Genomic DNA, 14,209 nt, shown 5'->3' on the forward strand with positions numbered 1-14,209 from the left:
AACTAAATCTATAGAAACTAACTCTATAGAAACTAAGCCTATGGGGCTAAGTCTATGGAACTGCTTAACAGCACTAATCAATCGCATTCACTTGAACATGCTTATCCACTAGCCACTGAGCTTGACCTGCTTTACCCAGCTTCATCGCTACATCAACTGATTTCGCCAAATTGACTGGCACTTTTGGCCACTCAAACGACACTTCCCATTGATTTTCATAATTGCTCTGCAACGCCAGTTGGTCTTCTGTCAATGTCCAAACATGCGTGCCTTGTTTAATTGAAACCTTCACGACATCGAGGTTGGCTGGCAATGAATGCTTCGACTCCAAATATAACGTGCCATGTAAGGTTTGATCTTGTCCTTCCACGCTAGCCGGTACATTCGTCACCCATAAGTTGCTTTTCATCGAAACAGACTGCCCTGACACCTGCGCTTGATTATCTTCTCCCCAGATATTTTGAGAAGACGCACATGCAGCTAGTAACACCAATACTAAAGAAGCAAATAAAACCTTTTTCATATTATTACCTATCTGATAACCACTGTTTTAATATTTGAACATCATGCTGATATTCGTTTTTAATTTCTTCGACCCAGTCCGCGATATTTTCCCACCAAGCTGGCGCATCCGGTGTTTGTGCTTTCTGCGCCACCTTTTGAATGCGCTTTAAGCCTACCGAGCCCGCTGCTCCCTTAATTTTATGCGCTTCCGACACAATTCCTTTTTGATCTTTCGCTGTAAGGTTCGAAATCAACACCTCAACATATTCGGGCATCAGCTCCTCGAACATCTTCACGCTATCTAGCATTGGTTGCGGGCCAACGATATCGATATAAGAGTCCAGCATAGCCAAGTCCAGTAAAGCGTTGTAGCGCTCAGACTCTTGACTGTCTTCAACGCTAGCGGTCACTGGCGCTTGCACTGTCGTCTCAAACTTATCTAGCTTCGCGATGACATCTTGCACCGCGCCAATAGAGAGCGGCTTACTTAAAGCGTCGTCCATCCCTTGGCGCAAATATTCATTGCGGTCGTTAATCACGTTTGCTGTCAATGCAATCAATGGTGGCAGTGAGGTAAATCGTTGGCGATAACTCGCCGCGACATCAAAGCCGGTCATATCTGGCAATTGAATGTCTAGCAGCACCATATCAAATTGTTCGGGGCTAAACTGCTCCAACGCATCTTGGCCTGTCATCGCCACGGTCACCTGATGGCCCAAGCTTTCCAATAAAGAACGCGCTACCGTGACATTTAATTCGATGTCCTCAACCATGAAGATATTTAAGCTGCGCTGACTTTGCGCTGCTAATGGTTTCGGCGAAGGCTCTTTCAGCAGCGGAACGTTAAGCTCAACCGTAAAGGTGCTACCAAACCCCTCTTCGCTGCTAACATGAATTTCTCCGCCCATCATCTTAATTAATTGCGAGGACACCGCTAAACCAATCCCCGTGCCGACCGCATGTAAGTTGTCTTTGTCGGATTTAACTTGGTAATACATGGCAAATATTTTATCGAGCTCCGCTTTGGGAATGCCGACTCCCGAGTCTTCAACTTCTATGGTAATTTGTGCTTGGCCATCAGTCATATCCGCCCATACGGAGACTACGACTCCGCCTTCCTTGGTGAATTTCATCGCATTGCTAATCAAATTCCATAGCACTTGACGTAAACGCGTGGCATCCACTTCGACAAGAGAAGGTAAAGTACTTAAACGTTCGAGAGTAAAACGTAGATTTTTTTGCTGAGCCATCAAGGCGGCAATGCTTTCGATTTCCACCACAAAATCTTCAAAGTGTAGGGGCGCGGGTAAAAGTTCCAGCTTTCGGCGATCAAACTTATCCATATCGATAATATCATTGAAGATATTACCTAAAGTAATCGCGCTAACATTGATAGTTTGCATATGCCGGCGCTGCTCATCAGACAGTGTGCTATCAAGTAGCATACGGCTCAACCCGACGATCCCATTAAGTGGTGTACGCAACTCATGGCTAACAGTGGAAATAAAGGTAGTCTTTTCTTGGCTGGCACGCTCTAACGACTCTTCATGCTGCTTGCGCTCAGTAATGTCGCGGCCAAAGCCGACTAAACCAAGATGTCGCCCTTCTTTGCTATAAAAAGGTACCTTTCGCAGTTCAAAAAAGGTTTTACGGCCATCCGGATACTCTAACCACTGTTCGTAAGTCAACGACTGATTACTAGCAAACACTTTTTGGTCAGTATCAACTATTTGCTGAGCGATTTCCTTGCTGTATACCTGCCAAGGAGTCAGCCCAACCAAGTCAGCTTCGCTGCGCCCCGTCAATTCTTCCATGGCTTTATTACAGCCAGAAAACAAACCTTTTGCGTTACGATAGTAAATAAGATCAGGAGAGGCATCGATAAATGAGCGCAGTAACACCGTACGCTCTGCGAGCTCTACTTGGGTCCGCTCGCGTTGATACACTTCATTTTCTAAATCTTTAATCGCGAACTTACGTGCCTCTTCAGCTTTGATCCGCTCTTCGATTTCCAAGTTGAGCTTCTCAATATTTTTTTGCAGAGCATAATTCAGTTCTTGGTCGCGAGTGCGCATGTCTTTTAGCTTAAGTACAAGTTTGGACAATCGCTGACGGGATTCCTCTAATTGATCGACCACCACCGAGAGGAAGTACACTGCCCATGGTGTCACTAAGATGCCAAAAAATATCGAACGAATAATATCAATATTATCGACGTGGCCAGTTAGCGCAAGGGTCAAGCCGACCTGCACAACGACGGCCAATGCGACCAATGCCAACGCCAACAAAATCGAAAAACGTAAAATACCCAGCTTAACCAACAGGTCAACGTAGTATTGGGCCAAATTCTTAATTAGTTTCATCCGCGCCTCACCAAGCCATTACTTAGGTTTCAAGACCTACAATGACATTCGAATATTGATACTTAAAGTGACCTCAAGGTGCATACTTCAGCGAAGGTGACAAAGACGATTTTAATGCTTGTCGGGCTGCTGGCACAGAGCGGGCTCGCTCGCCTAAGGCTATATTATTGGCTATTTTACATGCTTTACTTCGATGGGTGTAATAAAAAACCATGACAAGTAACAAGGTGTTATCTGATTGGGGAATATGCAGTTAAGCTTTGGTGAGCGATTTATCTACTTCCTCCCTCTTTTATCCAAAATCAACGCACGAACTCCCCTTACAGCTAAACTAAAAACGACACCTCAACAATCTATCCGTTTGTTTTACATAAAAAAGAAAAGCCATAACATGGAAAGGATATTGATTCAGAGATTTATCCCCATACCTTGACCTTTTTCACAATAACCTTTAGCTTGTAATTTCGGTCTAAAAACGACCGCGTATCGTCAATCAATAATCTAGTCGTTTAATGTGAGTATTTAGTCATTACACAATTATTATAATTACTGTCTGGAAGACAGAAAAGCACAGGGAGAATTGCAATGTCGCTTTACGATCCAAATCTTGAAAAAGACAACTGTGGATTTGGTTTAATCGCCCATATGGAAGGCGAGCCAAGTCATAAGCTGGTTCGCACGGCTATTTCCGCACTTGATCGTATGACTCACCGAGGGGGCATCGCCGCAGATGGAAAAACGGGGGATGGCTGTGGTCTACTACTTCAAAAGCCCGACTCCTACCTACGTCTCGTTGCTGATGAAGCAGGCTTCAAGCTCAGCAAGCACTATGCAGTGGGCATGATTTTCTTGAACAAAGACCCAATCAAAGCTCAGCAAGCAAAAGAAATCATTCAGCAAGAACTCACCAAGGAAACCCTGACCATCGCAGGCTGGCGTACCGTTCCCGTCAACCCTGATGTGTTAGGACCGATTGCTTTAAACTCATTACCCGACATCCAACAATTGTTTATATCTGCACCTGCTGGCTGGCTAGAAAAGGACACTGAGCGTCGCTTATATCTTGCCCGCCGCCGTATTGAAAAGGCAATCGATTGCGATTCTGAATTTTATATCTGTAGCCTTTCGACACAAGTCATGGTGTATAAAGGGCTTTGCATGCCTGCTGATTTGCCGCGCTTCTACCTCGATTTAGCCGATCTACGTATGGAATCGGCTATTTGCTTGTTCCATCAGCGATTCTCCACCAATACTCAGCCTCGATGGCCACTCGCCCAACCATTTAGATATTTGGCGCACAACGGTGAAATCAATACCATTGAAGGCAACCGACAATGGGCCAGAGCAAGAGCGTATAAATTCTCTTCACCGCTGCTTCCCGATCTGCACAACGCCGCGCCATTTGTGAATGAAACTGGTTCAGATTCATCTAGCCTAGATAATATGCTCGACCTCTTTCTTGCTGGTGGCATGGATATCTTCCGAGCCATGCGCATGTTGGTGCCGCCTGCTTGGCAAAACCACCCAGATATGGATGCAGATTTACGCGCCTTTTACGATTTTAACTCCAAACATATGGAACCGTGGGACGGCCCTGCAGGTATCGTTCTCTCTGATGGACGCTACGCGGCCTGCAACCTCGACAGGAATGGCCTACGCCCGGCGCGATATGTGGTCACCAAAGACAAGTTGATTACACTTGCTTCCGAAGTTGGTATCTGGGATTACGCGCCTGATGAAGTTGCTGAAAAAGGTCGTGTCGGGCCCGGCGAGCTATTAGTTATCGATACCCTAGAAGGCAAGTTATGGCAGTCCAGTGAGATTGATAACGATTTGAAAGCGCGCCACCCATATAAAGAATGGATGGACTTGCACGTTCACAAACTGACGCCATTTTCCCAGCTAACCGACGATTTGGTTGGCGAGCGCAGTTTTGATGAAGATTTACTCAAAACATTCCAAAAGCAATTTGCGGTATCGAACGAAGAAATCGATCAGGTGCTAAGAATATTAGGAGATGTAGGTCAAGAAGCTGTTGGCTCAATGGGCGACGACACACCAATGGCCGTCTTGTCATCGAAGGAGCGCCTACTCACTGATTACTTCCGGCAAAAGTTTGCTCAAGTGACCAACCCGCCTATCGACCCACTACGTGAAAAACACGTGATGTCACTGGCAACCAGTGTCGGCCAAGAGATGAATGTTTTTTGTGAGACCGATGGCCACGCCAACCGAGTCACTTTTGATTCCCCAGTACTGCTCTATTCTGATATGCAGCAACTACTCGAGCTTAGTGACGAACACTACCGCAATACCCTATTAGATATTAACTACGACCCAAGCCAAATAGATTTACAACAAGCGATTATACGCCTGTGCGATCAAGCTGAAGAATTAGTTCAACAAGGAACTGTGCTAATCGTTCTCTCTGACCGAGCCTTATGCAAAAGTCGATTGCCAATTCCTGCCGCGATGGCTGTAGGCGCCGTGCAAACTAGACTGATATCCGCAAATTTACGCTGCGATGCCAACATCATCGTTGAGACAGCAACAGCTCGAGACCCTCACCAATTTGCGGTATTGCTTGGCTTCGGCGCAACCGCCGTTTACCCCTACCTTGCCTATGAAACACTCGGCAAGATGATTGATGATGGCACGTTAGAAAAAGACTACCGTAGTGTGATGCAAAATTATCAAAATGGCATCAACAAAGGCCTCTATAAGATCATGTCGAAAATGGGAATTTCGACCATAGCCTCTTATCGCTGCTCTCAACTATTTGAAGCCGTAGGCTTACATAGTGATATTGTGGAGCTGTGCTTTAAAGGTGTGACAACTCGTATTCAAGGTGCCAACTTCGACGATTTCCAGCAAGATATTTACAACCTATCCCGTAGAGCATGGGCGAAACGTAAGCCTATTGAACACGGCGGTCTACTCAAATACGTCCACAACGGCGAATATCATGCCTACAATCCAGATGTAGTCAGTCAGCTGCAACAGGCCGTAAACTCAGGACAAGCCGAAGATTATCAAAGCTTTGCCCAGCAAGTAAACTCACGCCCTGCTGCGGCTTTAAGAGATTTACTGCGCTTAAAAACGGCTGACAAACCTCTAGCACTTAACGCCATTGAGGAAAAGTCGGAGCTTTTCAAACGCTTTGATACGGCGGCGATGTCGATTGGCGCGCTGAGTCCAGAAGCCCATGAAGCCTTGGCAATCGCCATGAACCGATTAGGCGGCTATTCCAACTCAGGTGAAGGCGGAGAAGATCAACGCCGTTTTGGCACCAATAAAAACTCTCGCATCAAACAAATTGCTTCTGGACGATTCGGCGTAACACCGCACTACCTCACCAACGCCGATGTACTACAAATTAAAGTTGCACAAGGGGCAAAACCCGGCGAAGGTGGCCAGCTTCCCGGACACAAGGTAACTGCAGAGATAGCCAAACTACGTTATTCAGTACAAGGTGTTACCTTAATCTCACCGCCTCCGCACCACGATATTTATTCTATCGAAGATTTGGCTCAGCTTATTTTCGATTTAAAACAGGTGAACCCAAAAGCTTTGGTCTCGGTAAAACTGGTTTCCGAGCCCGGTGTTGGCACCATCGCAACGGGTGTTGCGAAAGCCTATGCTGATCTCATCACTATATCCGGCTACGATGGAGGCACAGCAGCTAGCCCACTGACATCAGTAAAATACGCAGGTTGCCCTTGGGAGTTAGGCCTAGCAGAAACACAGCAAGCCTTAGTAGCCAATGGCCTGCGCCATAAAATTCGCCTGCAAGTTGATGGCGGACTTAAAACTGGCCTTGATGTGGTTAAAGCCGCCATTTTAGGCGCGGAAAGTTTTGGATTTGGCACTGCTCCTATGGTCGCACTAGGTTGTAAATTCCTACGCATTTGTCACCTGAACAACTGCGCAACTGGCGTTGCTACTCAAGATGAAACCTTGAGAAAAGAGTACTTTAAGGGCATGCCGGATATGGTGGTCAACTATTTCACTGCGCTAGCTGAAGAAGTGCAAGGCTACCTCGCAGAACTCGGTGTAGAGAAGCTGACCGACCTTATTGGCCGAACCGACTTATTAGAAGTCGTCGATGGCAAAACAGCCAAACAAAACAAGTTAGATTTATCTCCTTTGCTCAGCGTGCCAAAGAGCGAGTCAGGCCACCCTGTCTATTGGACTGAGCCAAACGCACCGTTTGATAAAGCGCACCTCAACCAAACAATCTTGGATGATGCTTTGGATGCGGTCGAAAATAAACGTTCGCAAACTCTGTTTTACGATGTCCTCAATACCGACCGTTCCATTGGCGCTCGCCTGTCAGGTGAAATCGCCAAGCGTTATGGCAATCAAGGCATGGCAGCGACACCAATCAAGTTGCAACTGCAAGGTACCGCAGGACAATCCTTCGGTGTCTGGAATGCTGGCGGCGTTGAATTATTCTTAACGGGCGATGCCAACGATTATGTTGGCAAAGGTATGGCTGGCGGGAAAATTGTGATTAAACCTCACCTAGGCACGGCATTTCGTTGTAATGAAGCGACCATCATAGGCAATACCTGTCTTTACGGCGCAACTGGCGGCAAGCTGTTCGCGTCAGGTACAGCAGGTGAACGATTTGCAGTGCGTAACTCTGGCTGTATCGCGGTAGTAGAAGGGGCTGGAGACAATGCCTGCGAATACATGACTGGCGGCATCGTCGCAATTTTGGGCGGCACTGGAGTCAACTTTGGCGCCGGTATGACTGGCGGCTTTGCCTACGTTATGGATGAAAACCACGATTTCCGCGGCCGAGTTAATAATGAATCCGTTGACGCGATTTCGCTATCCGATTTGTCTATCCATCAGGAGCACCTGCGGGGACTGATCTCTGAACACCTAGAGCTAACCAACTCCGCCCACGCAGAAGACATTTTGGCCAATTTCGATGACTGGATCCCGCAGTTTTACCTTGTGAAACCGAAATCGGCCGATCTACAAACATTACTTGGTCACCAAAGCCGCAGCGCCGCAGAACTGCGTGTTCAAGCTCAATAAGAATTGCAAGGAATCAGAATCAATGAGCCAGAATGTATACCAATTTATTGACGTCAATAGGATTGACCCAGCGAAAAAGCCAATTAAGAGCCGCAAGATAGATTTTGTCGAAATCTATAAGCCCTTTACTAAACAACAGGCCACCGCTCAAGCTGACCGCTGCCTCGATTGTGGTAACCCTTATTGTGAATGGAAGTGCCCTGTGCACAACTATATTCCGCAGTGGCTGAAACTCGCCAATGAAGGGCGAATTTTTGAAGCGGCGGATTTATGTCACCAAACCAACAGCTTGCCTGAAGTATGTGGCCGTGTTTGCCCACAAGACCGTTTGTGCGAAGGTGCCTGCACCTTAAATGACGATTTTGGCGCAGTTACTATTGGTAACATAGAGAAATACATTACCGATAAAGCGTTTAAACAAGGCTGGAAGCCTGATATGTCGAAGGTGGAATGGACCGACAAAAAAGTTGCCATCGTTGGAGCTGGTCCCGCAGGCCTTGCCGCTGCTGATATTTTAGCGCGTAATGGCGTAAAGCCAGTGGTGTATGATCGCTACCCAGAAATTGGCGGTCTACTCACCTTTGGCATTCCATCCTTCAAGCTGGAAAAAAGTGTCATGACGCGGCGCCGCCAAATATTTTCTGAAATGGGCGTCGAATTTAAGCTCAATGTGAACGTTGGCAAAGATATCCCTTTCAACGAGCTAATAGAACAATACGATGCGGTTTTCCTTGGCGTAGGGACGTATAAAAACATGCGTGCTGGGCTAGAAAATGAAGACGCTGCAGGTGTTTATGATGCACTACCCTTCCTAGTGTCTAATACCTACCAAGTCATGAAGCTAGATCAGCCACAACCTCATATCGATATGTCTGGCAAGAAAGTCGTGGTATTGGGAGGCGGAGATACTGCAATGGACTGTGTGCGCACCTCGATTCGACAACAAGCCAAACACGTGATTTGCGCGTATCGCCGCGACGAAGCCAATATGCCGGGCTCACGCCGAGAGGTGAAAAACGCCAAAGAAGAAGGCGTTGAGTTTATGTTCAACTTGCAACCTTTGTCCATCGAGGTCAACAAAGCTGGACAAGTGACGGGGGTGCATGTGGTAAAAACGGCACTCGGTGAGCCAGATGAGGCCGGACGCCGTAGGCCAGAGCCAGTCGCAGGTAGCGAGCACCTACTCTCAGCAGATGCGGTTATCATGGCCTTTGGCTTCCAGCCACATAAGATGGCGTGGTTAGAGTCATTCGATGTGGAACTAGACCAATGGGGACGCATTAAAGCGCCAAGTGATCAGGCCTACAACTATCAAACCAGCAATGAGAAAATCTTTGCAGGTGGAGATGCGGTACGAGGCTCTGATTTAGTCGTCACCGCTATCGACGAAGGCCGAAAAGCAGCCGAAGGCATCCTGGACTACCTTGACGTTTAACCTTTAGCGTATAGGCTTTGCTTAACCATTAAAAAGGCCGAATCATCGGCCTTTTTAAGCTGAACTTACGCATTCTGCCATGTTTAATTTTACGGGACATGTGTATCAACACTTCTACACTATATAAGGAATGTAAGAGCAATGAAATTACCTGCGCTAAGTGGATTGCTGTTGCTTACCTTGCTAACTATTACTGCATGCAGCCAACGGACACCTGATATGAAAAAACGAGTGATGCAGCCTTGTGGCGATAAACCCAACTGCGTATCCACAATAGATGAACGGCAGAAATTTCACCTCGCGCCCTATCAGTTAGTCGGGGATGTAAGTATTGAGCAAGTCGCGAAAGCTGCTTTACAAATACCTCGCAGCAAAGTCATCGCGCAAGAAGGCAACTACCTCCATATCGAATGCACCTCGAAAATATTGCGCTTCGTTGATGACTTAGAATTGGAAATCAACGGCACTACGCTTATTGTCCGCTCAGAATCACGAGTCGGGCGCTCTGATTTTGGCGTCAACCGTAAACGTGCCGATCAGCTAAGATCAATATTATTAGCGCATGGTCTGATCTCTGGCAATTAACTCACTAACAATTAACTCCCTAACAATTAATTCGCTAGCAAGCAGCCACAAAAAAACCAAAGCAAACGCTTTGGTTTTTATTCTTTATGATGCAGATAAAATGAGATAACTAACGGAAAACAACCAATCGTTTCGGTGCGATTCGTCCATCATCATCAATGTCAGCAACACCTAAGAAAGTTCGCTCTTCACCACCAGTCATACGCACAGGTCCTTCAGTGGGAGCACCAAAAACTTGTACTTGTTGACCGTGTTGAACCATATCGACTAACTCTGGGATCAAATTAACTTCTGGCAGATCTTCTACCGCAGTATCCATTGGCATCAACAGAGGATCGAGGAGCTCACGCGGCTCAATCTCGTCGGCTTTTGCTTGCTCAAGCAATTCATTGAGCTGCTCCAGAGTTACCATGTTCGCGTATGGGTACTTCGCTACACCAGTACGGCGCAAGTAAGTAACGTGCGCGCCACAACCCAATAGCTCACCCAGATCGTCAGTGATGGTGCGAATGTAGGTCCCTTTTGAACAGTGGATCTCCATTTCAACTTCATCACCTTCAAAGCGCAGTAATTCTATCGAATATACCGTAATGTCGCGCGCTTCTCTCGGTACTTCAATGCCTTCACGGGCATATTCATACAAAGGGCGACCTTGATGCTTCAACGCTGAGAACATAGAAGGAACTTGCTGAGTTGTCCCTTTAAAGGTCTCGATAGCCTGCTGTAACTGCTCTTCGGTGACATTGACGTCACGAGTCTGCACGACTTCACCGTCAGAGTCCGACGTATTGGTACGTTCGCCCAGTTTAGCGATCACAACATAGCGCTTATCTGAATCAAGCAGAAACTGAGAAAACTTAGTCGCTTCCCCTAAACAAATTGGCAACATGCCCGTCGCGAGTGGATCAAGCGCGCCGGTGTGGCCCGCTTTTTCGGCAAAGTAAATACGTTTTACTTTTTGCAGCGCATCATTGGAAGAAATACCAGTCGGCTTATCCAATAACACGACCCCATTGACTGGGCGACCTTTACGACGGCGAGCCATTATTCGTTTCCTTCTTGCGCCGCTTGGTCGTCTTCACGACCGGCTTCTTGCTGCTTACGCTTGTCTTCAGTCAGCACTTCGCTTACCAAGTTAGACATGCGCATACCTTCAACTAAGGTACTGTCGTAGGTGAAGCGAATTTCTGGCGTCAAACGTAAACGAATGCGCTTACCTAGCATCATGCGTACATGCACTTCATGCTCACGCAAGGCTTCCAAGCAGCTTTCTGGTGTTTGCTCACCAACACATAGGAAAGTCACAAAAACTTTCGCGTAAGCGAGGTCACGAGACACTTCAACATCCGAGATGGTCACCATACCGATGCGTGAATCACGAACTTCGCGTTGCAATAGCATCGCTAGCTCTTTTTGTAGTTGTTGCGATACCCTTTGGGTACGGCTAAATTCTTTTGACATATCTTTTCTCACATATAAAGAATGGGGGATGGTCGAAACCAGCCCCCATGGCGTATTTAACAACCAATAACTAACTTAGGTTAGCTATCTAAGTCAATTAGTCTAAAGTACGTTTTATTTCAACGATTTCGAACACTTCGATTTGGTCACCAACGCGAACATCATTGTAGTTCTTAACGCCGATACCACACTCGTAGCCATTCTTAACTTCTTGAACATCGTCTTTAAAGCGACGTAGTGACTCAAGCTCACCTTCGTAGATAACTACGTTTTCACGTAGAACACGGATAGGGTTATTACGCTTGATAAGACCTTCCGTTACCATACAGCCTGCAATCGCGCCAAGTTTCGGTGACTTAAACACATCACGAACTTCAGCAAGACCAATGATCTCTTGTCTGAATTCAGGTGCAAGCATACCGCCCATCGCCTGTTTCACTTCGTCGATCAATTGGTAAATGATTGAGTAGTAGCGCAGATCCAAGCTCTCGTTTTCAATAGTACGGCGAGCAGAAGCATCAGCACGAACGTTGAAACCAAGAACAATCGCGTTAGATGCTGCAGCAAGTACCGCATCAGTTTCAGTAATACCACCAACACCAGAACCAACGATGTTCACTTTCACTTCTTCAGTTGATAGTTTCACCAACGAATCAGAGATAGCTTCAACAGAGCCTTGTACGTCTGCTTTCAGTACTACGTTCAACTCAGCAACGTCACCGGCAGTCATGTTCGAGAACATGTTTTCCAGCTTCGATTTTTGCTGACGAGCAAGTTTCACGTCACGGAATTTACCTTGACGGTAGTTCGCAACTTCACGTGCTTTACGCTCATCACGAACAACAGTTGCTTCGTCACCAGAAGCTGGTACGCCTGATAGACCTAAAATCTCAGCTGGGATAGATGGACCCGCTTCAACGATTTCGTTACCAAGTTCATCGCGCATAGCACGAACACGGCCGTATTCTTGACCACACAAGACGATATCGCCTTTGCGCAGTGTACCAGATTGAACTAGTACCGTTGCAACTGGACCACGACCTTTATCAAGGCGAGATTCAACAACAACGCCAGATGCCATACCTTCAGATACAGCTGACAGCTCCAGAACTTCTGCTTGTAGCAGGATAGATTCTAGTAGGCCTTCAACGTTAGTACCTTGCTTCGCAGAGATGTGAACGAAGATATTCTCACCGCCCCACTCCTCTGGGATAACATCGTACTGAGCTAGCTCATTTTTAACGTTATCAGGGTTAGCGCCTTCTTTGTCGATCTTGTTAACCGCAACAATCAAAGGTACGCCAGCCGCTTTCGCGTGCTGTACCGCTTCAACCGTTTGTGGCATAACGCCATCGTCTGCTGCAACAACAAGAACAACGATATCTGTCGCTTGAGCACCACGAGCACGCATTGCGGTAAACGCAGCGTGTCCAGGAGTATCAAGGAACGTGATCATACCGTTGTCTGTTTCAACGTGGTATGCACCGATATGCTGCGTAATGCCGCCAGCTTCGCCAGAAGCAACGTGAGTACGACGAATGTAATCAAGTGTTGAAGTTTTACCATGGTCAACGTGACCCATGATAGTAACTACAGGAGCGCGAGATGTTGCTTCTGAATCGTTGTCACGATCAGATAGAACTGCTTCTTCAAGCTCGTTCTCTTTACGCAATACCACTTTGTGACCCATTTCTTCAGCAATCAATGACGCTGTTTCTTGGTCAATCACTTGGTTAATGGTCGCCATTGCGCCCATTTTCATCATCACTTTGATAACTTCAGTTGCTTTCACTGACATTTTGTTTGCCAGCTCAGAAACAACAACGGTTTCGCCAATCACAACGTCTTGCTTAGCAACAGTCGCTGTTTTATCGAAGCCATGTTGCATTGAAGTCGGTTTAGCAAGGCGGCCTTTGCCACCACGACCGCGTTGGTTGTTACGTCCACCACGGCTGTTCTGGTCGTTTGAACCAGTTGCTTTCTTTTTCTTCTTGCGACGGCTTTGCTCATCACGACGATCTGCATCATCTTCAGCTTGACGTGCGTAAGTTGAAGTCGTTACATGGTAATCTGTATTTTCCATATCACCCTTTTTCTTTTCTGCAGCAGACCAACGTTCTTTATTCTTTTCCGCCATTTCGCGAGCTTCTTCAAGCTTGCGTAGGCCTTCTTCTTCAGCTTTACGCTTCGCTTCTTCATCCTGACGACGTTTAAGTTCGTCGGCCTCTAATTTTGCTGCATCTTGCTTAATTTTCTCGGCATCACGCTCTGCATCATCCGTCACAGAACCTTTAGCTTTGTCTTGGGCATCACGTTTTGCTTTTAGTTCAGCGTCACGTTTAGCTTTCTCTTCCGCTTCACGTTTAGCTTGAGCTTCACGTTTAGCCTTTTCTTCCGCTTCACGCTGAGCTGTAACTTCTGCTTCACGTTGGGCTTTTTCTTCCGCTTCACGCTGAGCTTGTTCTTCTGCTTCGCGGGTCGCTTCATCTTCTACTGCGCTGCGCTTTACGTAAGTACGCTTTTTACGTACTTCGATTTGCACATCTTTACTCTTGCCGCCACCTGCATTAACACTCAGGGTGCTGCGTGTTTTTCGCTGTAATGTCAATCGAGTAGGTTCGGCATCGCTGCCTGCATCACCGTGCTCTTTCTTCAAATGAGCAAGCAATTGCTGCTTCTCATTTTCGCTCACTTGATCCGAACTCGACTTGGCCATGCCAGCATCAGCAAGTTGCTCTAACAAGCGGTCAACTGGCGTACCAATTTCATCACTCAGTGCTTTAACTGTAACTTGTGTCATACCGCTTTCTCC

General features: G+C 46.8%; 8 protein-coding genes. 3 read left to right on the top strand and 5 right to left on the bottom strand.

From position 1 onward, the window contains the following. Nucleotides 1-73: 73 nt before the first annotated feature. Both L4C34_RS08335 and arcB read right to left on the bottom strand, forming a co-directional pair. The gene (locus L4C34_RS08335; protein WP_428788879.1) at nucleotides 74-523 is read right to left on the bottom strand and encodes a hypothetical protein; all 450 of its coding nucleotides are present in this window, start codon (nucleotides 521-523) and stop codon (nucleotides 74-76) included. A gap of 4 nt (nucleotides 524-527) precedes the next feature. Further along, entirely contained in the window at nucleotides 528-2,867 is a 2,340-nt protein-coding gene (gene arcB, locus L4C34_RS08340; protein ID WP_428788880.1) for an aerobic respiration two-component sensor histidine kinase ArcB, read from the bottom strand. Between the two features lie 585 nt (nucleotides 2,868-3,452). Between arcB and gltB the strand changes: the two genes are divergently transcribed. From gltB to L4C34_RS08355, 3 genes are all read left to right on the top strand, one after another. Beyond that, nucleotides 3,453-7,916 (top strand): glutamate synthase large subunit, encoded by a 4,464-nt coding sequence (gene gltB, locus L4C34_RS08345; RefSeq protein WP_428788881.1) that lies wholly within the window; start codon nucleotides 3,453-3,455, stop codon nucleotides 7,914-7,916. Nucleotides 7,917-7,938: 22 nt separating this feature from the next. Beyond that, on the top strand, nucleotides 7,939-9,351 hold the full coding sequence (locus L4C34_RS08350; RefSeq protein WP_428788882.1) for an FAD-dependent oxidoreductase: 1,413 nt from the start codon (nucleotides 7,939-7,941) through the stop codon (nucleotides 9,349-9,351). Nucleotides 9,352-9,492: 141 nt separating this feature from the next. Then, complete coding sequence (locus tag L4C34_RS08355) at nucleotides 9,493-9,936, top strand: DUF1499 domain-containing protein (protein WP_428788883.1); 444 nt, start codon at nucleotides 9,493-9,495, stop codon at nucleotides 9,934-9,936. Between the two features lie 109 nt (nucleotides 9,937-10,045). Here the strand turns inward: L4C34_RS08355 and truB are convergent, their stop codons facing one another. From truB to infB, 3 genes are all read right to left on the bottom strand, one after another. Next, nucleotides 10,046-10,981: a tRNA pseudouridine(55) synthase TruB gene (truB, locus tag L4C34_RS08360; protein WP_428788884.1), complete on the bottom strand. Its 936-nt coding sequence runs from the start codon at nucleotides 10,979-10,981 to the stop codon at nucleotides 10,046-10,048. Beyond that, a complete protein-coding gene (gene rbfA / locus L4C34_RS08365) occupies nucleotides 10,981-11,397 on the bottom strand; it encodes a 30S ribosome-binding factor RbfA (RefSeq protein ID WP_428788885.1) in 417 nt (138 codons plus the stop codon). Before rbfA ends, truB begins: the two co-directional genes overlap by 1 nt. A gap of 97 nt (nucleotides 11,398-11,494) precedes the next feature. Then, nucleotides 11,495-14,197 carry a translation initiation factor IF-2 gene (gene infB / locus L4C34_RS08370; RefSeq protein ID WP_428788886.1) on the bottom strand — a complete coding sequence of 901 codons (2,703 nt, stop codon included), beginning with the start codon at nucleotides 14,195-14,197 and terminating at the stop codon, nucleotides 11,495-11,497. Nucleotides 14,198-14,209 lie beyond the last annotated feature (12 nt).

Origin of the sequence: Vibrio profundum (genome assembly GCF_050337555.1) — a bacterium.
Taxonomy (GTDB): domain Bacteria; phylum Pseudomonadota; class Gammaproteobacteria; order Enterobacterales; family Vibrionaceae; genus Vibrio; species Vibrio profundum.